The organism is Pseudomonas sp. MDT1-16 (genome assembly GCF_054898115.1).
In genome coordinates this window covers 1,995,001-2,019,662 of record NZ_CM142717.1, presented here as the reverse complement: position 1 = coordinate 2,019,662, position 24,662 = coordinate 1,995,001, and the positions used below count along the sequence as shown (strand labels likewise).

Sequence of the window (24,662 nt, the reverse complement as noted above, 5' to 3'; positions counted from 1 at the left end):
GTGAACTGGTTAGATCTGCTGTGTTTGATTTGCTGTGACGTCGTGAATCTCCACGTAGAGGCCGGAGGGTCGACACACGCTGCCATTGCCCACGAAGCATGAAAATTACTTTCTTGTGTGCCTGCATTGGGGTGTTCGATTGGCTCTTGAAATGTGTTGCTTCGACGTTTTTGCCTCCTGCCGCAAGGCAATGGGTCATCGCGGTATACAGGCAGGTTTCGTGGCAGTGACTACACACATCTTTTCAGGATCGCATGTTGTCGTGGATCCATCAGGCACAAGAGCACGGGAACTGCGAGCAGCGTTTGGCCGAAACACTGACGCGCCTGGCAGTGGTCGATAGGGAACCGGAGCCTTTTGGCGGAAGGCTTAACCCGGGCTGAAACCCATGTGACCGAATTGGCCACAGAAAAGCAGCTTCTCCTGCATGACAAAGCGGTGCTATCCAGTCAACTCGAGGAGTTCCGGACTGAGGGGGACCGACCCTGACCCTTGGGATCAATTCGGATCACGCTAAGCAGCACCCGAACTGACCTAAGTCAAACCAGCGGTTGTTTGCTGCTCACTCGGGCACTTGGTAGCTAATGCCATTGGGGCCGGCCCCGACTTTATGGCTGGCCACCACTGTGCGACTGGAAGTATCGATCACAGAAAAGGTGCCGGCCTCGATATTGCTAACAAACACATAAGCGCCGTCGCTGCTGATGGCCACGCCGTGAGCGCCCTTACCGGTGGTCAGAGTGGCGACAACGCTCAAGGTCTTCGGGTCAACCACCGAAATGCGGTCATCCGGCTGACTGCTGCTGCCCTGATTGGCCACGTAGACCTGGCGACCATCTGCCGTGGCATACATCTGAATCGGCGTTCTGCCGACGGCAACTTTACCTATCAAACGTTGTGTTTCCGTATCGATGATTCCGAGCTTGTTCTCCGCGCTCAGTGACACATAGGCCTGCCGCCCATCTGGGGCGAAACCGACTTGCACGGGGCCGTTACCAACGGCAATTTGCGTGGTCTCTTTCAGCGTTGCGGTATCGATTGCTGATACGCTTCCACTGCGCATATTGGCGACATACAGCTTCTTGCCATCCGGGCTCAGGCGTAATCCATGGGGGAAACTACCGGTCTTAACAGTGCCGAGCTGAGTGCGTGCTTGTAGGTCAAACACCCGCACCAGATTAGCGGCAGAGTCGCTAACGAAAGCCCGCTGTCCGCTCAGGTCAGTCACCACGTGGGCAGGATGTTGCCCCGCCGGCAGGCTAAAGGCCGGTTTATCCAGCGCGGCAGTGCTGAACACCAGCAACTCACCCGCGCTCATGGCTCCTGTTTGATGCTCAGCATGCGCAGGCATGCCCACCACTAGCAGCCAGCGTCCATCGGCGCTGATTTGTAAATTATGCGGTGCAATGTTCAGGGCCAGCGTTTTGACTACTCCCGTGTCGAGCCTGACTTGGCTAATCGAACTGTCGCGTTCATTGGCCGTGTACACAGTGCCAACTGGCGCTGCCAGCGCTACGTTTAAAGCCAGAGCGAGACTGGACGCCAAAAGCAGTTTGAACTTGAACTTGAACATGAGCGCTGATCCTTTTAGCGAAACAGTGACTGTTGCGACTGGTGTTCGGCGAGCAATCGCCTGCCTACCATGCTGCGCCGCCGCAACCCGTCGCTCATTGATCATGATCAACTACTTGGCATTGAGCGCTGCGGAAAAAGTAGTTATTGCTCACGACAAGACGAAGCGAAACAACTCAGCCGACTTGCCGGGAAACGTCAGTTTGAGCACAGCTCAGCTTGCCGCCTGCCAGGCTCAGGTCGGCGGTATTGCCCGACGACGCTTCGCTTACCACTCTAAAGTCGCTGCTCAGTCCGACCCGCATCTCACCAGCACGTAATGTCGTGGGCAGCAGTTGCTATCGCGGCATGGCCGAAGCAGACCGTCCTTGGATAACTTTTCAGCGATAGTTGTCCTTGAGGGCGTTGTGTATCGCGGTCGCCGCAGTCGCCGCATGGGCGACTCCAACACTCATCTGATTGAGCGCGTTGACTACATCACCCGCCGCGTACAACCCCAGGACTGACGTGCGCTGGTCGGTGTCCACCACCAACTCGCCATTGCTGTCAAAAGTTACGCCGAGGCTTTTAGCCAACTCGGTCCGTGCGTTGCAGCCAAGCATCGGGTATAGGGTGTCGAAACTGAGTTCGCCGCCGTTAGCCAAGCGTATCGCCACACGATGCCCTTTGATCTTGCGGATTTGCGCGATCGGATCCTCGACGAGCCGGATGCCTACCTGTGCAATTTTGAGACGTTCGTCATTGTCTAGTTCTCTGCTGCCCGGTTGCACAATTAGTGTGAGCTGGCGGGTGTAGGTACGGAGAAATAGCGCATGCCTGAAACCTTCCTTGGCGGAGGCGAGAAGAGCAATGTTCTGGTCGATGACATCGTATCCGTCGCAAATCGGGCACCAACGCACATCGCCACCGAAAGTGGCCTCACGTAGATCGGGTATCTCGGGAGGCTTATCAATAACGCCGGTGGCAAGAAGCACAGTCGACGACACAACGCGGTCTTCATCAATGTCGGCGATGAAGTCGTCTCCTCGCTTTGATAGTGCTTTCACAGTGGCTCGTCGGATATAAACATTGTAGCGCTCTGCCTGTTTGCGTAGCCGTGTCAACAACTCGGCGCCCGAAACACCCTGAGGAAAACCCGGATAGTTGTGGGTGATCGGGATCAGCTCTGCACGGCTCTGGCCGGCATCAACCAGTAGAACCTGTCGGCGATACCGCGCCAAATAGATAGCCGCCGTCAGCCCGGCAGGGCCTGCACCGACAATAAGGCAATCCAGCACATGACATTGAGCCTGCTTGCTTGTCATCTGGCTCTCCAGTTGTTGCCGATGCTGTCGGACGCCAGCGTCATTAGCCAGTGAACTGAGGGCCTCCAGTTCTGCGCGGATCCGGCGGCCATATCCAGCGTTGCAGCGGGGCACTCATCCGCAGATTAAAGAGTGCCGCGGTCAGGGCAATACCGGCCATCATGCAGTCATCGAAATTAGCCCGGACAGAACGCTTTGGCCCACGTTCTGGACTCGGAATGTCTCTACCGCGCTCAAGCGATTGGGCTTCTCAAGGCGCAGTGACAGAGTCAGAGCATCGTCTCGGGCTCCGATCAGTGCCTCTGCTTGCAGCCCTTCGGCCTATCTCGAATGGTTCTGGAGATCTATAGACCAAGCGGAGCTTAGTTTTCGTCCAGTACCAGTTCAAGATGATATGCATCGGCAGCAAAATACCATCCAAAACGGCGCGGCTATTTCTTTCAAAGATGCAGCGCACAGACCGACTTCGGCATCACCATAGTCATGGTTTTTTATTCGCTTTAATCCACTGATCGAATACGGCGATTTCCTTCTTCTGTGCGGCAATTATGTCCTTGGCCATACGGAGCATCTCCGGATTTTTCCCGTTCTTGAGTTCGGCCTGCGCCATCTCGACTGCCATTTGGTGGTGCATGCGCATGTTGGCCGCAAAGTCATAATCCACATCACCGGTCATGGACATGCCGCCCATTTGTTTCATGCCGCCCATCTTCGAAGGATCCATCTGCTCAGAAGGCATCGGCATCGTTTCACTTTTCGCGGGTTCTGCGGCATGGGCCCACGTCGGCGGTGCTACCATTACCGCGACAGCCATCGCTGCCGCCCTCATCGACAAAGTGAACCGACTAGAGCTGTTGTGCTTAACATGCTGTGACATTGTGAATCTCCTGTTAGGGCCGGAGGGTCGACACATGCATGCCATGGCCCCCGAACACGGGAATTGCTATTTCTGTACTGCATGGGGCTTGACTAACTCTGGTCGCCAGCCATTTTGCGGCAGCTCTCTGCGCATTCACGGCAGGCCCTGACGCAATCTTCCATACCACCGACCTGTTCGCAGCTCTTCGCGCAAGCCTCACAAATCTCGACGCAAACTCCACAAACGTGGTGGTGAAAGGTGGAACCACTCAACAAGAAATTGGCCGACGTCTGACAGATCTCGGCACAGTTGATCATTAGGCGAAAATGTTCGGCTTCAAGGTGTTTACCCCCTGCCTCAAGGCAATGGGTCATCGCTGTATTCAGACAGGTTTTGTGGCAGTGACTACACGCCTCAACGCAAGGCTGCAGGTATTGGTGAGTGTTTCTGTGAGAGGTAACCGGGGTGTCGCTCATAGCTATGTTCTCCATTGCATCCAAGGAAAGACAACGCTAGCAGTGGTGCTGAGACCAGCGGCATTCGACAATTTCTATTAAAAACAGCTGATCATTTTGGACTGTGCGCGGATGAGGATACTGCAGACAAACACCAAGCGTAATGCGCGCAAGATAATGTTTCGTAGCATTCAAGTTAGTGCATGCCCAATAGCTCACATTTAACCCTAGACCACGCTCGGCGGCAGGCGATAGAAATCAATATTACATTTCTGTCAGCTTTTAGTCGGTTAGCACTTCGTTGCGCATGGGTATTTAGCACCATCCGAAGCCTATTAGCTGACGAAGTGTTGACCACAATAGGTGCACCGCTCGGAATGCCATTAACAGAGCAAAGATCATACCTGACACATTAGTAATGTTCGCGGTAGCCTTCTGACAGGTATCGCGGACTACTATTTAACTATAAATTAGTTAGAGCACGGAGAAAATCATGAAAATATTGAATATAGGCATCGCTATTGCAATATTGGCAGCTTCTTCCGCGGCCATGGCTGAAGGCGGAGGGGATCGCATCTACGGTCGGATGTTGCAAAAAAACCAGCAGGCAATGGAGCAATACGCCATCAAAAACGGTAAAGCCGTGCCTGAAATTGTCCACTACAAGTATGGGATGGACCTCGATATCGAAAAAGTGGTTAGCGTGACTCCAACAGCCGCCAAGTATTGTGGGTTGGTCCCTTCGCGTATGACCTACGAAGACTCGAGCGGCCAGCTCAACACTATCGAATACCAAGTGTTGGGAAGCAACTGCCCTCATGGCGGCTGATCGATTACAAGTCAAACACAGGAAAGCGTCAAAAAATTTATTGAAAATTCAACAAGGCCTTACTTTTTGCTGACAAAAAAGTAATTTTCAGGTCACGCTCCAGTTATGTTTCATGTGGAATTATCGACGACGGAACGCAGGGTAAATTACCTGCACTCCCATAATCATAAAAATATTTCACATAGAAACTCTGCCAAGCTATAGCCTGGAGTGTTACATGAATAATAAAAGCTTTTATGGGCTTTCCCTCATTGCCCTTGGCATGAGTATGGGGCAGGTTGCCGTGGCCGTTGAGCAAAAACCAGAGGGGTTCATTGAGGGGAGCAGTTTTAACATTCTCAACCGCAATCTCTACTTCAATCGCGACTTCCGCAACGGTCAGTCCAGTCGAACGGGGAACGGTTACTCCGAAGAGTGGGCTCACGGAATTATCGGACGTTTTGAGTCAGGCTTCACCCAGGGCACTGTGGGCTTCGGCATTGATGCATTCGCAATGCAAGGGATCAAGCTTGACTCGGGTGATGGCCGTTCTGGAGCCGGTGGCACAGTAGACATCATGCCCTACAACAGCAAAGGTCAGCCTGAGGATACCTACTCAAAAGTCGGTGGAGCAGCCAAGCTTCGCTTGCTAGATACGGTCGTCAAGGTTGGGGACGTATTTCCTTCCACGCCTGTTGTGGCGTATGGGGACTCACGGCTGCTGCCTGAGAGCTTTCGTGGCGCCACGTTTGCCAACACCAGCATTGAAGGCCTGACCTTGCAGGGTGGTCGCCTGCATGCTATGAGCCAACCAAACTCAAGCAGCATGCGCGACGGCTTTGCTACGTTCTATGCAGGATCTGTAGACGCGCCTTGGATCGCCTATCTGGGTGGCGATTACACCGTCAACAAAAATGTCGGTGTGAGTCTCTATACCAGCCGCTTCAAAGATGTGTGGAACCAGTACTATGCAGGCACCACGTTAAACTACCCGCTTTCCGAGAATGTCGCGCTGATTGGTGGCCTGAACTACTACCGAGCAGTCGACGAGGGGGAAAAACTGCTGGGCAGCTTCGATAACAATATCTGGAGCGGTAAGACCGGTGTCCAGTTTGGTGCCCACACGCTGACCGTTGGCTACCAGCGCAGCCATGGGGATGACGATTTTGATTACCTGCGCCAATCTGATTCGATTTTCCTGGATAACTCTATCCAATACAGCGACTTCAATTCCCCGAAAGAGCAGTCATTGCAGCTACGCTATGATTTGAACATGCAGCCCTTTGGCATTCCTGGCCTGAGCTTTATGACTCGTTACGCGAAGGGCTGGGATGCTGACTACTCGAATGCGAACAGCGTCTATATGCGCCGAGGAGCTGATGGCACCCCACTGCAGGACCAGAAGCGTTGGGAACGTGACATCGAGGCCAAGTACATCATTCAAACCGGCTCTCTGAAAGACATGTCCTTCCGTGTGCGCCAAGCAACGACTCGAGCTACCGCCTTCGAATCAGATTTGGATGAGGTTCGTCTGATTGTGGAGTACCCGCTGCAGATTCTATAAATCGAGCATTAGCAATGCTCGCTCACCAGGTACACCCCGTCTCCTTGTTATTCCTTTGGTGGGAGGCGGCTTAGGCGCCCTTGTGGCGCCTTTTTTTTATTTCCTGATCATGGACTTACACGAATTGTGAGCAGGCTTGGTCAACAAACGACCATCAACGTAAACACCAGCTCTCCGCCTGCTAGCCACTGTTCATTGACCACCATGAGCGTCGCCATCACGCGTCGCTCTCCTTTGACAAGTTCGATGCGTGATAAGGCAGAAAAACCTTCCGAGCGGCAGACATGACAATCCCGTGGCATGAACGCCGCGTGCTTGTGGGTATCGATACCGAGCCGGCGAACGCGACAACTACCTCGAAAAAAGCCGCATTTAGCCCGGACTTCTTCATCAAGATCAACCCGAGAGGCGATTCGCCGGTGCCATATTTGGAGTTGTGTTGTTCCTTCGCGCAGAGCGGTTAAACGATGCTGGCCGTAAGGCCCAGCGTCGCAAGCATTCTTGCCTGCTCGTCGGAAACGGACACATCGACCAGCGTCCAATCAGCTACCAGGCATACTCTCTGCCCGGAAAATGCGCCTCAACAAACGACACAGCTTCGGCATCACTCTGAACACTGCCGATTACCCCGGTGGAAGTGATCCAAGGGCAGAAGACTGGCAAGCAAGTGACAGATAGACCACCTATTAAATTGAGACGATCGTTCCGAGTCGTATCAACGGCTTGAATCAGAATGATATGTATTTACTTACAAAAGATAATCGTTATCATCTGCGCGATAATTCATACAAAAGGTGTTCATGGTGGCTCGATCGCGTATTTACTCAGTCTCTCTGTCGTTGCTGGGCGTTCTGGTTGTACCTGACTTACAGGCAGAAACGGCGTCTGCTCTAACCCTACCGGCAACCGCTGTGAACAGTGAGTACAGCGAGCAGAGCTACAAGCCGACCGAGAGCAGGAGCGCGCTGAAGATCGACGCCCCTCTACGAGATATCCCGCAAACCGTCAACGTGATTCCCCAGAGTGTTATCAAGGATCAGGGGGCGCAGTCGATGGAAGACGTGCTGAAGAATGTCCCCGGTATCGGCCTGTCCAATGGTGACGGCCAGCGCGATCAAGTCACCATCCGTGGTTTCAGCGCCATTGGCGACATGTACGTCGACGGCATTCGTGACGATGCGCTGTACTTCCGTGATCTGTCCAACGTCGAGCGGGTGGAAGTGATCAAGGGACCGGCCGCAGTGCTCTATGGCCGAGGCTCTTCGGGCGGTCTGATCAATAGCATCAGCAAGAAACCCAACTTCACGCCCAAGCAGGAGGTCGGTGTCAGTGTCGACAGCGAGGGCAAAAAGCGCACTCAGTTCGATGCCGGTTGGGCCGATCAGCAACAGGGCGATAATGCCTTTCGTGTGACAGGGGTGCTGGAGAACAGCGACACCTTCCGGGATGACGGCTACATCGACCGCAAGGCCATCGCGCCTTCGGCCTACTTCAAGCTCTCCGACGATCTGGAACTGAACCTGGGCGCTACCTATCTGTATGACAAGCGCCTGATCGACTTCGGTATCCCAGCACGAGGCGACCGTCCAGTCGATGTGGACCGCGATAAGCGTTTCGGTTCCGCTGATCCAGATGACGATTACACCCGCAGCGAAGTGTTCTCGTTCACGGCCGGCGTCGATTACAGCATCAATGACGACTTCACCCTGAGCAACACCAGCCGCTACTACCACTACGACCTGGATCGCAACAATACGCTCGCGGACTCCAGTCCAACGCGTTTCGTTACCGCCGCCAACGGCGAATTGCTGGTAAAACTCAACCGCGGCAACGTGCAGCGCAAGGAAGACGGTTGGTTCAACCAGACCGAACTCAAGCAGCGCGCCGTGCTCGCCGGGATGAACCATAACCTGCTCTATGGTGTGGAGCTGGGGCGCCAGGTGAAGGACCAGTCCGTGTTCAGCCAACCCAACGTGGCAAGGGTGCCGGTGTACCGCGATGTTTTGGTCGACGTGCCGTTCCAGGCCAACCGGCAAACCGCCAAGGGCACCAATACCCAGGACACCGCCGGGTTCTACGTGCAGGACCTGATCGAACTGGCGCCGCAGTGGAAAGCTCTGCTGGGAGTGCGTTATGACGTGTTCGACCAGGAATACGCCGATGACCTGACGAACAAGGAACTCTCCCGCACCGACACTACTTGGAGTCCGCGAGTCGGTCTGGTCTACCAGCCTGATCAGGTGCAGTCCTATTACGTCTCGGTAAGCCGTTCCTACCAGCCCTCTGCCGAAATGTTCGCCCTGAGCACGACGAACCAGGACCTTGAGCCGGAGGAAACCACCAACTTCGAGATCGGCGGCAAATGGGACCTGCTCGACAATCGCCTAGCGTTGACGGCGGCGCTGTTCCGTCTGGAACGCACCAATATGAAAACCACCGATCCGGCGAACCCGACCAAGCTGGTGCTTGCTGGTGAGCAGCGTACCGACGGCCTTGAGCTGACCGCCAGCGGGCAGTTGAGTGACAAATGGCAGGTCTATGCCGGTTACGCCTATCTGGATGCCGAGATCATTAAGTCCAACAGCCGTACCAACGGTGTCGCCAACGAAGGTCAGGTGCCCACTTTGACTCCGCGCCACAGCGCCAACCTGTGGTTGGTGCGTTCGCTGACGCAAACCTGGCGTTTGGGCATGGGGGCCAACTATGTCGATGACCGCTACACGGCCCTGGATAACGTAGTGGTCATGCCGGCTTACACAACAGTGGACGCGGCGCTGCTGTACAACCAGCCGAAATGGGACATGGCCCTGCGTCTGCGCAATGTCTTCGACAAGGACTATTACGCTTCGGCGCATGGCTCAGTGGATCTGATCACTCCCGGCGCACCACGGACGCTGGAGCTGAGCACCAACTACCGCTTCTGAGTACGGACCTGAAGAACAAACGCCCGGCATTGTCGAGCGTTTGTTTGCATCCCCTGCCCGACCAGAAAAACCAGACCGCTGGATGATGTTGCACAGGCAATCAGGGGTTGTGCAGTAACGGTGTAGGCAGTGGCGGACACAATCACTTCATAGCCTGCTTCCATCCGAGGGTATGGATTCAACAGCGAGGCGTCGGCGGCGCATCAAGCGGTAAGCTGCCGGGATGACAAACAGGGACAACAAGGGCGCGGTAACCATACCGCCGACCATGGGTGCGGCGATGCGGCTCATCACTTCGCTACCGGAACCGCTGCCCAATAGGATCGGTAACAGGCCAGCAATGATGACCGCCACCGTCATGGCCTTGGGTCGAACCCGCTGCACGGCTCCTTCGCTAATTGCTGCGATTAGCCCACGCTCGGTACTGTCGCCGGCCTCTACACGTTCGGCCCAGGCGTTTTTCAAGTAGAGCAGCATGATCACGCCGAATTCGGCAGACACACCCGCCAGAGCGATGAAACCGACGCCGGTGGCCACCGACAGGTTAAAGCCGAGTAGATAGAGGAACCACGCTCCACCGGTAAGGGCGAACGGCAAGGTAGCCATGATCAGCAACGCCTCGTCGAATCGGGAAAACGTCAGGTACAGCAGCACGAAAATAATCAACAGAGTGGCTGGCACCAACAGCTTGAGCCGTGCGTTGGCTCGTTCAAGAAACTCGAACTGGCCTGAGTAACTCAGGCTCATGCCTGGCTGCAGCTTGACCTGCTCACCCACAACCCGACGTAGATCAGCAACCACTGAGGCAATGTCCCGGCCACGCACGTCGATATACACCCATCCGGAAGGTCGGGCATTTTCGCTCTTGAGCATCGGCGGGCCTTCACTGACCTTGACCTTCGCCACAGTGCCGAGGGTGATCTGACTCCCCAGTGGGGTGTAGATCGGCAACTGTTCCAGGGCGCCGAGCGAGTCACGCCACTCACGGGGATAGCGCACATTGATCGGGAAGCGTGCGAGCCCTTCAATCGTTTCTCCGACGTTTTCACCGCCAATAGCGCCAGCCACGATCGACTGCACATCGGCGATGTTCAGCCCGTAGCGGGCAGCAGCCTTACGATCGATATCCACATCAATGTAACGCCCACCAGTCAATCGTTCAGCCAGAGCCGAACTGACCCCGGGCACATTTTTGGCCGCGCGCTCGACCGCCTGAGTCGCCGCGTCGATTTCCGTCAAATTGGCACCGGCAATTTTCACTCCGATCGGACTCTTGATCCCGGTGGCGAGCATGTCGATGCGGTTGCGGATCGGGGGTATCCAAATATTAGTCAGCCCAGGGACGCGCACCACTCGATCCAGCTCCTCCACCAATTTTTCCTGGGTCATACCAAGACGCCACTGCTCGCGTGGTTTGAACTGGATAGTGGTCTCGAACATCTCCAGCGGCGCTGGGTCGGTCGCGGTTTCGGCACGACCAGCCTTACCAAAAACGTGTTCGACTTCGGGTACCGTCTTGATCAAGCGGTCGGTCTGTTGCAGCAGCTGCGCCGCTTTCTGCGCCGACAACCCCGGCAGAGCCGAAGGCATGTAGAGCAAATCGCCCTCGTCCATCGCAGGGAGGAACTCGCCACCCAAGCGAGAGATCGGCCACAACGCACTGAGGAAAACCATTAACGCGATCAGTAGGGTGACTTTGGGCCGATGTAACACCGCATCCAGGGCCGGTTGATAGATCCTGATCAACCAGCGGTTCAGCGGGTTCTGGTCCTCTTTGGGGATCCGACCACGAATCCAGTAGCCCATCAGCACCGGCACCAGTGTTACCGAAAGCCCGGCCGCCGCTGCCATGGCATAGGTCTTGGTGAAGGCCAATGGGCCAAACAAACGACCCTCTTGAGCCTCCAGGGTGAACACCGGGATGAACGATAGGGTGATGATCAGCAGGCAGAAAAACAGCGCCGGTCCCACCTCCGCCGCCGCTTCGGTTATCACATGCCAGTGACGTTCGCCCTTCAACTCCTCCCCAGGATGGGCCACATGCCAAGCCTCGATCTTCTTGTGAGCGTTCTCGATCATTACCACGGCGGCGTCGACCATGGCGCCGATGGCAATGGCAATCCCGCCAAGGGACATGATGTTGGCGTTGATTCCTTGATGCCGCATGACGATGAAGGCAATGAGCACCCCCACCGGCAAAGAGATAATGGCCACCAGGGAAGAACGCAGGTGCCAGAGAAATATCCCACAGACCAACGCGACGACGATGAACTCCTCGAGCAGTTTGTAGCTGAGGTTTTCCACTGCGCGGTCGATCAGTTTGCTGCGGTCGTAGGTGGTGACGATTTCCACCCCGGCCGGCAGGCTGCTTTTCAGGTCGTCAAGTTTGGCTTTGACCGCGGCAATGGTTTCGCGAGCGTTCTTGCCGCTGCGCAGAATCACCACGCCGCCGACGGTCTCGCCTTCGCCGTCGAGTTCAGTGATACCGCGACGCATCTCCGGCCCCAGCTGGATCGTCGCCACGTCGCCGAGGGTCACTGGTACGCCACCCGCACCCAGCTTGAGCGGAATCGCACGAAAGTCGTTGAGTGTCTTCAGATAACCGGAAGCGCGCACCATAAACTCGGTCTCCGCCATCTCCAGTAACGCACCACCGGTTTCCTGATTGGCCTTGCCGATAGCTTCGGTCACCGCTGCTTGAGTGATGCCCAGGTTGGCCAGTTTCAGCGGATCGAGCTGCACCTGGTACTGCTTGACCATGCCGCCCACGGTGGCCACTTCCGCAACGTTCGGCAGGGTCTTGAGTTCGAACTTGAGGAACCAGTCCTGCAAGGCGCGCAGTTGCGCCAGGTCGTGTCCGCCACTGCGATCCACCAGTGCGTACTGATAGATCCAGCCCACGCCTGTGGCGTCGGGTCCCAAGGACGGTTTGGCGGAAGCCGGCAGGCGGCTTTGGACCTGACTCAAGTATTCCAACACCCGCGAGCGGGCCCAATACAAATCGGTACCGTCTTCAAACAACACGTACACGAAGCTGTCGCCAAAAAAAGAATAGCCGCGTACGGTCTTGGCCCCCGGCACCGAGAGCATGGTGGTAGCCAACGGGTAGGTCACCTGATTCTCAACTATTTGCGGCGCTTGTCCCGGATAAGGGGTGCGGATAATCACCTGAACATCGGAAAGGTCTGGCAATGCGTCGATGGGAGTGCTCTGAACCGACCAAACGCCCCAGACCGTGACGAAGATCGTGGCCAGCAGTACCAGAAAACGGTTGGCGACTGACCAGCGGATAAGGGCGGCGATCATGGCTGGCCCCCTAGTTTTTCCAGGCGTTCAACGCGCAATCCATCATCGGTTTGGCTCACCGCAACCCGAACCTTGTCGCCCGCCTTGAGTCCTTGCTTGAGAGCAGGGTCAGCCAATGGGAAGGTCATAGTCATACCAGGCATGCCCAGCGTCTTGAACGGACCAAGGGCGATTGTTACGTCTTGGTTGTTGATCTCGACGATCTGCCCATCCGCCTCATGAAAGCTGGAGGCTGCTGCGCTGGGTGGTGACATTTCCAGCGCGCTCGCAACAATGCCCTTGAGACTGGCCTCAGAGTCGAGCAGGAACTGTCCAGAGCTGACTACCTGCTGACCTTCTTCCAACCCATTCAACACCACCGTCTTGCCTTCGTTTTCCTGCCCGAGTTGCACCTCTACGGGTCGGTAGCGACCAGCGTCTTCGGCGAGCATCACCAGGACCCGTCGGCCGGTGCGAATGATTGCCTCGCTCGGCACCCACAGAACGCTTTGTTCGGTCGAACGATTCAGGTGCACCTGGGCTGTCATACCCGGCCTGAGTCGCCCATCAGGGTTGGGGAGTTCGACCCGAACACGCACAGTTCGGCTGTCGGGATTGGTTTCGGGCAGAATCGAGCTGACCGTGCCCTTGAGCACTGTTCCTGGAAAGGCTGGCAGACGTGCTTCGACCGCTTGCCCCATGTTGATCGATCCAGTCTCCGACTCTGGAACGGCCACTGCCAGCCAGACGCTGCTCAAGCCATTGACTCGAGCCAGAGTCTCGCCGGCCGCAACGGTCATACCCGAACGTACATTCAACTCTTGCAGCACACCGCTTATGGGGCTGGTGAGCGTCAGGACCGGCTGGGTCTTGCCGCTTCGCTCCACTTGAGCAATCAACGTCGCTGGCATCCCGGTCAAGTGCAAGCGTTGGCGTGCTGCCGCCAGCAAGTCCGCATCGCCACTGCGTTTGAGTGCGAGAAACTCTTCCTGAGCAGCGGCCCACTCCGGGACCAGGATATCGGCCAAAGCCGCATTGGCTTTGAGCACATCGCCTGGAGCACGGGCATACACCCGCTCCACAAAGCCAGCAGTACGCGATTGAATCACCGCGACATCCCGCTCGTTGAATGCCAGCACACCGACGACGTCCAGACTGGAAGCAAGCACGCCGCGAGTGACGGTGGCCAGACGCACGCCGAGATTCTGGGTCAGGCTTGGGTCGATACTGATGGCCGCACTGTCCGCTGCAGCATCAGCGTAGCGGGGCATCAACTCCATATCCATGAAGGGGGATTTGCCGGGTTTATCGAACTTCTGCTGCGGGGACATCGGGTCATACCAATACAGTACTTTGCGTTCGTCTTGGGTTTTAGGGGCCTGTTCGGCTGTGCTATCAGGCACGCGCTGTTGAGCGAACCAGTAACCGCCGGCCGCGCCCAAGGCAATCGAAAGTCCTGTCAGCAAAGCCCCTTTCCAGATTTGAGAGCTCATTGATTGGTGTCCCCATAAGCAAAATATAGGCGAGCACTGGTGAGGGCTTGCTGTTCTTCGAAGTCGACCTGTTTGAGGCGGGTCTCGATGAGTTCACGTCGGGCAGCGATGACAGCCGCCAAGTCGCTTTTACCGGCGCTGTAGCTGGCCATGGTCAGCCCGACCTTTTCCTTGGCCAGGGGTAACAGGCTTTCCTGGCTGCGGTGCACGGCACGGTTCAGACGCTCGTATTCGGCCAGATCGTCCTCCAGTTGCTGGGTATGTTCACGTACGAGAGCTTCGCGCTCGGCCTCCAACTGATTCAGTTCAGCGTGTTTGGCGGCGATCTTCGGGTTCTGTCGGGAGTCGGGGAACAGTGGCAGGTCGAACGTGAACTGCACGCTGACCATGTCGCCGAACTGACGGCCGCGGCGCTGGTAATCAAGCTCCCAACTCCAGTCGGACTGCTTTTCCGCCTTGGCTTCACGGACCTTGGCCTGCGCTTCGCGAGTCATTGGCGTGAATGCCGCCAGTGCGGGGTGATGTTGCAGCTTATGAGGGTAACCCGAGGCATCGATGGGCCATTCGGGCAAGCTGCCAACGGGTTGATCATTGGCGGCCGGACCTATCCAGCGCCTGAGAGCCGCTCTGGCTTGGGCCCGCAGGCGGACCAGATCGTCTTGTTGTTCCGCCAACTGAGCCGCCTCCTGTTTCGGCGTTACTGCATCGGCAGGTTGAGCACGACCACCGGCGATCTGCGCCCGTACGGTTTCGGCCAACAGACGATTCTCCCGGTAAAAATCCTGAAACAGCGCCTCTTTACGCTCGACGGAGTAGCTGCTGATCCAGGCCAATGCCGTGGCCTGACGAACGTTCAGTCGCTCGACACGGCTTTCGGCCGCGGCGCGATCTACGGATGCCTCGGCCACTTCGATTCGCGCCCGTCGCTTGTCACGGTTGGGCACCTCCTGCATGACGCCGACCATCTGCATGGTCATGAAATCCTGTTCAAGGCGCCAGCGGTCAGGGCCGCCGATGGGATAGTTTTGTACGCCCAGCAGGAGCTTCGGGTCGGGTAGTTCGCCGGCTGGAATGGCGGCGCTGCTGGCGGCTTGCAGTTTGGCCGCTTGGGCGGCCAGCGATGGGGCATTGCTTTCGGCCAACCGCAAGGCTTCATCGAGTGTCAGCGGCGCAGCAAGGCTCGGCAATGCCAGCACGCTTGCCGCCAGGGCAGCCACGAGGGGCCAACCGGTGCAGTAGCACTTGGAGTTCATGTTCACGATTCCTGTGATGATCCACTGCGCGCCTCTTGGGCTCGCGCGCAGATATGCCATCCCGCGCCAGGGCGGGATGAGGCTCAGTGTGGTACAGGAATCAAGCGCGAGGCGGTCGCCATACCCCGGACGGGGCCTGAGTAGGGAGGAGGACGCTGAAGATTGTTAGCATCTGCGGACTGGACAAACGGGTGGCAGGTTTCCCAAACGACACTTGTAGCAGACTGGCGCTCCTGCATTCCTGGCCAGGTTTGCAGGTTTTGCCGTGATCGGCGGAGCTGCTCATGTCAAGGCAGCAGTCCTGGTTCATATCATCCATCATGGTCATGCCCGTCGTTTTCATCGGGCAAGGTTCTGTCGGTGACTGAATGCCCGCCATCCCGCTCAGGGGAAGCGCCAGACTGATCAGGAAAATGAGGCAACACCGCAGATAGCGTTTCATGCGAGGGAGTCTAGTCGCTGGTGACGGGCTATACCATTACGAATCTGTCAGGAAGAGCCTGCCAGACAGCATTTGCAGATCAACATGAAGCCCCTCTCTCAGAAACAAGGACTCGCTAAACAACGACGCCCAATTCCCTGAGCATGGAAGTAGTTACAGCTCACAGCATGCCGCTCGAATCACATTTGATCGGTTTGGCCTTTAGTGTGGCCTCGGTAGCTGCCGTAGCTACAAGCGAGGGAGCCCACTAGCCTTTGTTTATACGGCCATGCTCAAAGGGTTCGATGAGCTGTCCAAGGTAGTTTTTGGGGTAATCCTTTTCATGCAATCCGACCTCAGCTTGGCCCAGTTTCCCCACACTGTCGTAGAACGTGCCGAACAGTCGGTCCCACACCATCAGAAACTCACCAAAGTTGACCTGGCTGTCCTCAAAGTCGCGCTTGTGATGCCAGCGATGAATTTCGGCAACCCCAATGATGTGGCGCAACCATCCCAGCCGGTAGTCCAGGTTCGAATGCTGAAAGGCCAAGTGCACTGTTAGAATTCCAAACCAGATGGCCACAACTGCGGAGGGTGCGCCTGATGCGAACAGAATCACCAGCCCCGGACTCGCCATAAGCACCGCGTGCAACGGGTGTCGTCGCTCCCCGTTCATCCAATACAACCGCTCGGCGCTGTGATGAGGCATGTGAAAACGCCACAGCCAATGCACTCGGTGACTGGTCCGGTGCATGGCATACAGGCTCAGATCGAGCACGGCGATGACCAGTAGCAACTGCAGCCACAGCGGGCTCTCGATCGGAAAGAGACGAACCGAAGCTGGCACCGCATCACCAAGCTTGACCAGGATCCCAGCTGTGAATTGAATGACGGAAAGGTTCACCAGCATGTGCAGCAGGTCTGTCGCGGTGTCTTGATGATCCTCAAGCCAGGCTTCGCGGAAAGGTTGAATACGCTCCAAACCAGCAATGATCAAAAGTCCCACTGCAGCAACTAGGGGAATCGTGGGCCAATACGGTACGCCGGTATACAGCGCCCAGATCATGAAGGCGGCAGAGCCGCCAAACACGAGTGGATAGCTCACCCACCGTAAGGCGAATCGGAGAGAGGAAGGCATTGCTCAGCTCCTGGATATGGAACCATCACAATATGTGAAGAGGTGAGCTTTCGACTTGAACGAAAGAGCTAAATCTCCTGGAGATGAACTTCAGCCAAGGCGGATGACGGATCGATACCCAATAGCGCCCGGAATGTCCGGGAGAAATGAGCAGAGTCTGAAAAGCCCGCCTCATGAGCCGCGTCAGTCAGCCGTACACCTTTGGCCAAATGCTGCAAGGCTTGCGTGAGACGTAACCATCTCGCGTAACTGCGAAGCGGCAGCCCCGTCTGCTCCACGAACCAATGAGAAAACCGCGTGGGGGATAGATGCACCACCGCGGCCAATTCTCTGCGTCTCGTTTGGCCTCTGCGCAGCGCCTCAATTACCTTGATCAAGCGAGGATCTGGGGGCGAGAGATCGGGGAGTCGCAGTGCCTGGCGCACCCCAGTCCTAACCTGGAGATCAGTGTGTCCAGTCGCATGCAGCGCGTCGATAATCGGCGCTACGTCCGCCGGAGTGATCCCAATCACCCTCGCCTCTTCGGCACCCTGCAAAACACGAGCTTCCTCGGACAGCGCATCCACATAGATCGACAGAACGTGATCGGCGCTCAGCCGGTGTTTCAAGCCGGCCGGAATGAAGATGGCGCCCCCGGTTTGAATACCCATCGGGGTTTGAACCGATACAGTTGAGTCGAGGCCAACTGAGATCTGATGCGCTTGATGGAGGTGCCACTCCTGGTGACCGGCGCGGCCATGAAAGACACCGATACCGGGACCTACCCAAGCATGACCTGCCCAGCGCACGGTCTCTGTTGTAACCCAGCTCTTCATTATCTAGCTCGGCCCACTTCCGCTTTTGTCCGTGCCGACCACACACGTATAGTCATTCGGCATCTGACTGCGGCATCGTATTGATGCTGGGCCATGATGGGCCATTCGCGCGCCGACTCCCAATTTCTTTGTGGTGCATTTCGCACCTGGATATTTGAGGGTTTTGCCGATGCCGGATCGACCGGTTTACCATCGTTCGGGTTATGAACGTTTGTGATTAGTTTGCCGGGTACTCAGCGATCACTTGGTCGGTACCTGCTTTGCTCAGACCGATGACCTGATACGCATCCTGCTTCCCACCGACCTCCATACCAGGCGAGCCTGCCGGCATGCCGGGTACAGCAACTCCGAGAAGGTCATCGCGTTTGCTCAAAGCAACTATTTGCTCAGCAGGTACGTGGCCTTCAACAAACTTTCCGTTGAACACCGCGGTGTGGCATGACGAGAGACGCGGAACAACACCTAGGTCCTGCTTGACCGCGCTCATGTTGGTTTCTACATGATCAACGACGGTGAAGCCGTTGGCTTCAAGGTGCTGCATCCACTTCTTGCAGCATCCACAGTTAGCGTCACGATGGACGTCGATAGTCAGCGATTCTGCTGCATGACCAGTTGAACTGATCAACAGAGCCGCGAATGCAGCAAGGCGAAGTATCCGTCCGGGCCGATAAATGTTATTTCGCATGGGTATGCTCCTTCCCATCAGCATGGGGATGAGTTTTTGGTTGAGCGGCAGGAGTTGCAGAAGCGTCAAGTGAAGCCTCGGCACCCTGAGGATGGGCGTGTTCGGGACTTTCATCCTGAGTAGGTGCTGCGGCAGCCTCATGAGCATGGGCGCTGTTTTTCTCGCCATGATGGTCGTCTGCTTTGGCTACCTCTTCGGCTGCACCCGCATCATGATGTCCAGCAGCAGCCCCTTTTTGGGCATCATGCTGGCCTTCATGGTCGTGCATTTTGCTCTCGCCGCCACCGTGTTGATGGCCACCGCTGCTGGCTACTAGGGCGTTGAATTGCTCCGCATTCAATGCAGGCAGCTGCTGGAGAAAAGCGACCATCCCCCAGATGTAGGGATCGGCCATGCTTTTACCCCAGGCGGGCATGCCTGTGGATTTGATTCCATGCTTGATGATCCAGAACGCTGCGGCAGGGTTTCCATCAACGCCCAGTTTTGAAAGATTTGGAGGTGCAGGGTAAAGGCTATTACTTAACTCGGTTCCTGCGAGACCCGGAGCAAGGTGGCAGCCAATGCACATTGAGTTGTAGTTGCCAGCACCTGCCCGAACGAGAGTTCCGTCGGTCAAGTCGGGAACTTTGATGTCGCGTGAACGCACTGCTATCGAGCGATCCCGAGCAGTGGACAGCAGTGAGTAAACGAGTTCGGAATGTGGATCATCCGCCCCAACATTAATCACACCAAAATACACCACGCCGGCACCTACTATTGCGGCGACCACACCAGCAGCAGTTAATGTTTTCAATGTTCTTTTCATGTCAGGCTCTCAAAACCACATCCGAATACCGGCGACAAATCGCGCCTCGTTCGCATCCTCTCCTTCATCGCTAGCGAGGTCGGCGGTCTTGCCATAAGAGCGACTCCAGGTAACCCCGATGTAGGGGGCAAACTCACGGACAATCTCGTAGCGCAACCGCAAACCCACTTCGGTATTGGCCAAACCAGAACCAATGCCGCGTTGAGGATCGTTTTTTCCGTAAAAGTTCATTTCGGCTGTGGGCTGCAGGATCAGGCGATTGGTCAGCAGAATGTCGTAGTCGCCCTCTAACCGAGCCGCGGTCTGGCCGTTCTCACCAATGAAAGCGGTGGCTTCAGCTTCGAAGTTGTAGAGGGCCAGACCCTGGATACCGAAGGCGCCCCAGGTCTGTGGCGAGCCTGGTTTAAAATCCTGACGCACGCCGGTCACCACATCCCACCACGGACTGATCGAGTGCCCCCAAAGCGCTTGGAGTTCGGCGTCTTCAGTCACACCATTGGTACGCTCCCCCTCCGACCGCAGCCATAAACGATCAATGTCGCCACCAATCCAGCCTTTTGCATCCCAACTCAGGGCACTGCCGTTATCAGCGTCCTGATACTCGAACTGATCAAGCAGAAAGAATGTGTTGAGGCTTTTGTCATGAACACCATGGCCTGCCACTGGCGGAAAAGCAGCTTTACGATCAGCATCCGTCAATACAGGAATGGGAGTTCGACTCGTGCTGGTCGCCCCGGCATCCATCTTCATTTTGCTGTGATCCATGCCTTCCATCTGGCCTTTGTCCATTTGCCCATGATTCATTTTGCTGTGGTCCATCGGCTTTTCTTGGCCTTGGCCCATGTTCATTTTGCTATGGTCCATCGCCTCCATATTGCTTTGGTCTATAGACCCCATCGAACCATGATCCATCTTGGAATGGTCCATCTGGCTGTCTTTGGCCGGGGTCGACTTTTGAGGCACCGCCGGTTTTGACTCCGTTCCCGAGGACATGGTCATCGACGGATCCATCTCTTCAGCGGCGCTGGCCCAGCCAACAAAAGCGGTGCTGACTGAAACCGTCAGCGCCATCAGGGTCGGACGTAAAAGCTTATTGGTCATGATCTCAATCCGCTTTTTTGGTTTTTTGGTCATGATCCATCGACTCTTCACTCATCTTGCTGTGATCCATAGAACCGTCATCGGTTTTGGATTCATTGGCCTTGGGCTTTTGCGTTGGCTCTGGCTTGTCCGTTGATGATGCTGGAGTGGAATGGGAATGCTCACCACTGCTTTCTCCTGCCAGTGCAAAGGGCACTCCACCCAACAGGCCAATGGCAAGGGCGCAACTGATCAGCGACTTACGATTCAGATATGTACTCATAACCCGTCTCCTTTACTCATCAACCCGTACTTCACGGAACATGCCCATTTCCATGTGAAATAGCAGGTGGCAGTGATAGGCCCAGCGCCCCAGCGCATCAGCTGTTACTCGATAGCTGCGCTTAGTGCCAGGTGGCATGTCGATCGTGTGCTTGCGCACCATGAAGTTGCCATCCTCATCCTCAAGATCACTCCACATGCCGTGAAGGTGGATAGGGTGGGTCATCATGGTGTCGTTCACTAAGGTGATACGGAGCCGCTCGCCATACTTGAGGCGCAAAGGCTCAGCATCAGAGAACTTGATGCCGTTGAATGACCAGGCGAACTTTTCCATATGACCGGTCAGGTGCAGCTCAATGGTCCGATTGGGCTCGCGACCATCCGGGTCCTGGAAAGTGCTCTTAAGGTCTGAGTAGGTAAGCACGCGACGGCCGTTGTTGCGCAAACCAATACCTGGGTCGTTCAGCTTCGGCGCTGTGCTCATGGCTTGCATATCAACCAACGGGTTGTTGGTTTCGGAAGCCGGGTGAGATTGCATGGCTCCTGTGCCCATGCCTGCCATCTTGCTGTGATCCATGCCGCCGGACATATCGCCCTGATCCATGCCAGTCATCTTGCTGTGATCCATGCCAGACATATCGCCCGGTTTCATGGTGCTGTGATCCATGCCGGCCATGTCGCCCGGTTTCATGGTGCTGTGGTCCATGCCGGCCATGTCGCCCGGTTTCATGGTGCTGTGGTCCATGCCGGCCATGTCGCCCGGTTTCATGGTGCTGTGGTCCATGCCGGCCATGTCGCCCGGTTTCATGGTGCTGTGGTCCATGCCGGCCATGTCGCCCGGTTTCATGGTGCTGTGGTCCATGCCGGCCATGTCGCCCGGTTTCATGGTGCTGTGGTCCATGCCGGCCATGTCGCCGTGATCCATTCCGCCCATCCCCATATCATCCATGGTGACGAGGGGACGCGGGTCGATCGCCGGGACCGGCGCCTTCAACCCTTCACGCACGGCCAGGGTTCCGCGGGCATATCCGGTTCGATCCATGGACTGAGCGAAAATGGTGTAAGCCTCTGCGCTGACAGGCTCCACGATCACGTCATAGGTTTCTGCCACAGCGATGCGGAATTCGTCGACGCTGACCGGGTTGACGTACTGGCCATCGGCGGCCACCACGGTCATTTTCAAGCCTGGGATACGAACATCGAAATAACTCATGCCCGAACCGTTGATGAAGCGCAGGCGCAGCTTTTCACCCGGTTTGAAAATTCCGGTCCAGTTACCGTCAGGGGCTTGGCCATTCATGAGATAGGTGTAGGTATACCCACTGACGTCGGCGAGATCGGTGGGGTTCATTTTCATCTCGGCCCACATCTTCCGATCCGCCACCGTCGCGGCCCAGCCTTTCTCGCTGACATCGTCGATGAAGTTGCCAACGGTACGTTTGTGGAAATTGTAGTAGTCCGACTGTTTCTTGAGCTTGGCCATGACCCGACCAGGATCTTCATCGGTCCAGTCGGTCAGCATGACCACGTAATCGCGGTTGTATTGGAAAGGTTCAGGTTCTTTCGAATCGATCACGATGGGCCCGTAGACACCTGCCTGTTCCTGCAAACCTGAGTGGCTGTGGTACCAGTAAGTACCATTCTGATGGACTTTGAATTTGTACTCATACATGCCATCCGGCGCGATACCGTGAAAGCTCAAGCCTGGTACACCGTCCATATTGGCCGGGAGGAGGATCCCGTGCCAATGGATAGAGGTGTCCTGATCCAGGCGGTTTTTCACTCGCAGAGTGACCGTTTCCCCTTCACGCCAGCGCAGCAGCGGTCCCGGCAAAGAGCCGTTGATGGTCATCGCCGTGCGCGCCGAGCCGGTGATGTTCACTGGGGTTTCACCAATGAACAGATCAAATTCGTTACCGGTCAGTACGTTTGGAAAACCGGGACTGGTCACCGCCCATACCGGAGTGCGCCATAGGCCAAGACCGCCAAGGATGCCACCAGCGGCCAGGCCTTTAACGAATGTCCGTCTAGAGGTTTTGGAATGCATGCCGTTTATGTCCACTCAGTCAAAAGGGAAGCCGTGCGAAACACGTTGTGCGTTTTGCTTACCGGTTGGGGCAATTTCTCTGGAGTTCGTCTTGAATCCCTATGAGTCTTGCCCGCCGCCGCAAATGACAAAATTTATACGGCAGGCGAGCTCAGAAGTTGCCACATTTTGACTATCAAGGGGATTACATTTCTGTCAGCTTGGGAATCCGCCAAATAGATCAGCAGTTGGCATGGTCGACGGCTTTGGCTTTGCTCTCGGCTACGGGGGCTTGAGTGCCTTGCTTTTGGGCAATTTGGTACGACTCCATCGAGTCCTTCCTGGCCGCTTCCATACGTGCAAATGTCCGGTCACCGCCGCCTTCGGCCATCGCCAGAGAAGAAACGGTCAAAGCTGCAATAACCAATAGGGTTTTCATGGATTTCATTTGGGTAGCCTCGGATAAGTATTTGGTTGCCCCGTAGAATCCCCATCAAGAGATGATTCTCGGGACTGAGCTTAAGGCTCGATGTCACCTTAAGACTTATCCCCTGTCAGAAACCTTAGGTGAATATTACAGTTGTGTCAGGTTGCGATTTCCCTCTTGAACATCATGCGGCTTAATCCGTATGGTCTCGTTCATCCAAAGCTGCAATTAACCGCTTAAAAACCAATATATGACAAACTTGTAAGCCTCCAGTCATTTTCAGCGAAGACGACGGATGTCGGCGGAATTTAACGTTCTTAAAAGTGCTCGACAGCTTTTTAATAACTGCTGAGAATCTGAAACTCACCAATGTGGACCCATTATTTTTAACCTGACTGCTCGCTATGCGTATTGTGTTGGAACTGGAAGTTATCCACAAAGGTGATTTGGCATGAGTATTAATTTTGATAAGGCCGTTGGCTCTGCAGAAAGAGCTTTAATCTATCGTAGTCAAAGAGCTGAGGTGCTGAGCAACAATATCGTCAACGCCGACACACCGAATTTTAAGGCTCGCGATCTGGACTTTCCTACCTTGCTTGCAGAACAGTCAAAGCGAGTTGCGAGCACTCAGATTTCTTTACAAACAACAAACCAAAATCATATTCATGGAAATGGCTCAGAAGGCGACTCTGATGGGCGTGCTTTACTTTACAGAACTCAAAATCAACCGTCCCTTGACCAAAATACCGTGGATCAGCAGATCGAAATCGCGAAGTATACGGAGAATGAAATTCATTTCGAGGCGGCTTTTACTCGATTAAATGGCTCATTTAAAGGATTAATTAAGGCAATACGTGGAGAGTGATCCCACGTGTCAGAGTAGTTGTCGTGTCTCCGGATTTTTTAAACGCATTCCGGGGGCGGCAAGAGTATGGTCATGCCTTTCTATTCACCCGAACGAAAAGCGGCACTGCTTAAAATGTTGCTCCCTCCACTCAGTCTCTCTATGGCAGAAGTCGCGCGCCGAAAGGGTTGCAGTGATTTGTCCCTGTTTTATTGGTGTAAACAAGCTGCTGCCAGAGGAACCCAATTGTCCGAAACCAAGCAACCGGCAGAGAACTGGTCAGCCGAATCGAAGCTGACAGTGGTCATTGAGTCTTCAGCGCTGTCGGAGCTGGAGCTCGGTGAGTATCTGAAATGAGCCCAGGAGAGTCTGTGCATGAGGGCGTTGACGCTGGAGCAGATCAGCGCACTCAGGCGCTTACCTTGGAAGGAAAACCCAACGCTTCAACAGCAGCGCGGACTCGCTCCGGGCTTTCGATGCTTTCCACGTTGACCTTACCGGCAGCACGATCCACCGAAACAGTTGCCTCGTTATCCAACGATTGAATGGCTTTGATGATTTTGCTAACGCAGCTGCCGCAACCAATGCCGGACACATCTAAGACGAACATAGTTATTCCTCT

22 protein-coding genes are annotated in these 24,662 nt (G+C 55.6%); 6 read left to right on the top strand and 16 right to left on the bottom strand.

Annotated features, from left to right (window positions below):
• Positions 1-562: 562 nt before the first annotated feature.
• Complete coding sequence (locus ACYZT3_RS09145) at positions 563-1,573, bottom strand: YVTN family beta-propeller repeat protein (protein ID WP_462031927.1); 1,011 nt, start codon at positions 1,571-1,573, stop codon at positions 563-565.
• Here ACYZT3_RS09145 and ACYZT3_RS09140 point away from each other — a divergent pair.
• Positions 1,572-1,892 (top strand): hypothetical protein, encoded by a 321-nt coding sequence (locus tag ACYZT3_RS09140; protein ID WP_462031926.1) that lies wholly within the window; start codon positions 1,572-1,574, stop codon positions 1,890-1,892. The genes ACYZT3_RS09145 and ACYZT3_RS09140 overlap by 2 nt on opposite strands.
• Positions 1,893-1,952: 60 nt before the next feature.
• Here the strand turns inward: ACYZT3_RS09140 and ACYZT3_RS09135 are convergent, their stop codons facing one another.
• Complete coding sequence (locus tag ACYZT3_RS09135; RefSeq protein ID WP_462031925.1) at positions 1,953-2,876, bottom strand: NAD(P)/FAD-dependent oxidoreductase; 924 nt, start codon at positions 2,874-2,876, stop codon at positions 1,953-1,955.
• A gap of 481 nt (positions 2,877-3,357) precedes the next feature.
• A complete protein-coding gene (locus tag ACYZT3_RS09130; RefSeq protein ID WP_256656941.1) occupies positions 3,358-3,753 on the bottom strand; it encodes a DUF305 domain-containing protein in 396 nt (131 codons plus the stop codon).
• A gap of 930 nt (positions 3,754-4,683) precedes the next feature.
• Here ACYZT3_RS09130 and ACYZT3_RS09125 point away from each other — a divergent pair.
• The 3 genes from ACYZT3_RS09125 to ACYZT3_RS09115 all read left to right on the top strand — a co-directional run bounded on the left by ACYZT3_RS09125 (position 4,684) and on the right by ACYZT3_RS09115 (position 9,486).
• Positions 4,684-5,019: a DUF2790 domain-containing protein gene (locus ACYZT3_RS09125; protein WP_462031924.1), complete on the top strand. Its 336-nt coding sequence runs from the start codon at positions 4,684-4,686 to the stop codon at positions 5,017-5,019.
• 217 nt (positions 5,020-5,236) lie between these two features.
• Positions 5,237-6,562 carry an OprD family porin gene (locus ACYZT3_RS09120; RefSeq protein WP_462031923.1) on the top strand — a complete coding sequence of 442 codons (1,326 nt, stop codon included), beginning with the start codon at positions 5,237-5,239 and terminating at the stop codon, positions 6,560-6,562.
• 800 nt (positions 6,563-7,362) lie between these two features.
• Complete coding sequence (locus ACYZT3_RS09115) at positions 7,363-9,486, top strand: TonB-dependent receptor (protein WP_462031922.1); 2,124 nt, start codon at positions 7,363-7,365, stop codon at positions 9,484-9,486.
• Positions 9,487-9,633: 147 nt separating this feature from the next.
• Here ACYZT3_RS09115 and ACYZT3_RS09110 read toward each other — a convergent pair whose 3' ends face one another.
• The 12 genes from ACYZT3_RS09110 to ACYZT3_RS09055 form a co-directional block, all read right to left on the bottom strand.
• Positions 9,634-12,792, bottom strand: a complete 3,159-nt coding sequence (locus ACYZT3_RS09110) for an efflux RND transporter permease subunit (protein ID WP_462031921.1) — start codon at positions 12,790-12,792, stop codon at positions 9,634-9,636.
• Entirely contained in the window at positions 12,789-14,264 is a 1,476-nt protein-coding gene (locus tag ACYZT3_RS09105; RefSeq protein ID WP_462030190.1) for an efflux RND transporter periplasmic adaptor subunit, read from the bottom strand. Before ACYZT3_RS09105 ends, ACYZT3_RS09110 begins: the two co-directional genes overlap by 4 nt.
• Positions 14,261-15,517, bottom strand: coding sequence for a TolC family protein (locus ACYZT3_RS09100; protein WP_462030191.1), 1,257 nt, complete (start codon positions 15,515-15,517; stop codon positions 14,261-14,263). Before ACYZT3_RS09100 ends, ACYZT3_RS09105 begins: the two co-directional genes overlap by 4 nt.
• Positions 15,518-15,617: 100 nt before the next feature.
• A complete protein-coding gene (locus ACYZT3_RS09095) occupies positions 15,618-15,959 on the bottom strand; it encodes a hypothetical protein (RefSeq protein WP_462031920.1) in 342 nt (113 codons plus the stop codon).
• Between the two features lie 247 nt (positions 15,960-16,206).
• The gene (locus tag ACYZT3_RS09090) at positions 16,207-17,076 is read right to left on the bottom strand and encodes a sterol desaturase family protein (RefSeq protein WP_462031919.1); all 870 of its coding nucleotides are present in this window, start codon (positions 17,074-17,076) and stop codon (positions 16,207-16,209) included.
• Between the two features lie 68 nt (positions 17,077-17,144).
• Complete coding sequence (locus ACYZT3_RS09085) at positions 17,145-17,891, bottom strand: AraC family transcriptional regulator (RefSeq protein WP_462031918.1); 747 nt, start codon at positions 17,889-17,891, stop codon at positions 17,145-17,147.
• 217 nt (positions 17,892-18,108) lie between these two features.
• Positions 18,109-18,576 carry a DUF411 domain-containing protein gene (locus tag ACYZT3_RS09080; RefSeq protein WP_462031917.1) on the bottom strand — a complete coding sequence of 156 codons (468 nt, stop codon included), beginning with the start codon at positions 18,574-18,576 and terminating at the stop codon, positions 18,109-18,111.
• A complete protein-coding gene (locus ACYZT3_RS09075) occupies positions 18,566-19,381 on the bottom strand; it encodes a c-type cytochrome (protein ID WP_462031916.1) in 816 nt (271 codons plus the stop codon). Before ACYZT3_RS09075 ends, ACYZT3_RS09080 begins: the two co-directional genes overlap by 11 nt.
• Before the next feature lie 9 nt (positions 19,382-19,390).
• Positions 19,391-20,515 carry a copper resistance protein B gene (locus ACYZT3_RS09070; RefSeq protein WP_462031915.1) on the bottom strand — a complete coding sequence of 375 codons (1,125 nt, stop codon included), beginning with the start codon at positions 20,513-20,515 and terminating at the stop codon, positions 19,391-19,393.
• Entirely contained in the window at positions 20,487-20,744 is a 258-nt protein-coding gene (locus ACYZT3_RS09065; protein ID WP_462031914.1) for a hypothetical protein, read from the bottom strand. The genes ACYZT3_RS09070 and ACYZT3_RS09065 overlap by 29 nt, the downstream gene beginning before the upstream one ends.
• A 12-nt stretch (positions 20,745-20,756) precedes the next feature.
• Positions 20,757-22,790 carry a copper resistance system multicopper oxidase gene (locus ACYZT3_RS09060; protein ID WP_462031913.1) on the bottom strand — a complete coding sequence of 678 codons (2,034 nt, stop codon included), beginning with the start codon at positions 22,788-22,790 and terminating at the stop codon, positions 20,757-20,759.
• Positions 22,791-23,010: 220 nt separating this feature from the next.
• Complete coding sequence (locus tag ACYZT3_RS09055) at positions 23,011-23,217, bottom strand: co-regulatory protein PtrA N-terminal domain-containing protein (RefSeq protein ID WP_462031912.1); 207 nt, start codon at positions 23,215-23,217, stop codon at positions 23,011-23,013.
• A gap of 430 nt (positions 23,218-23,647) precedes the next feature.
• Here ACYZT3_RS09055 and flgB point away from each other — a divergent pair, with 430 nt between their 5' ends.
• Both flgB and ACYZT3_RS09045 read left to right on the top strand, forming a co-directional pair.
• On the top strand, positions 23,648-24,061 hold the full coding sequence (gene flgB / locus ACYZT3_RS09050) for a flagellar basal body rod protein FlgB (protein WP_462031911.1): 414 nt from the start codon (positions 23,648-23,650) through the stop codon (positions 24,059-24,061).
• Between the two features lie 72 nt (positions 24,062-24,133).
• Entirely contained in the window at positions 24,134-24,397 is a 264-nt protein-coding gene (locus ACYZT3_RS09045; RefSeq protein ID WP_462031910.1) for a hypothetical protein, read from the top strand.
• Between the two features lie 52 nt (positions 24,398-24,449).
• Here ACYZT3_RS09045 and ACYZT3_RS09040 read toward each other — a convergent pair whose 3' ends face one another.
• The gene (locus ACYZT3_RS09040; RefSeq protein WP_462031909.1) at positions 24,450-24,650 is read right to left on the bottom strand and encodes a heavy-metal-associated domain-containing protein; all 201 of its coding nucleotides are present in this window, start codon (positions 24,648-24,650) and stop codon (positions 24,450-24,452) included.
• Between the last annotated feature and the right edge of the window lie 12 nt (positions 24,651-24,662).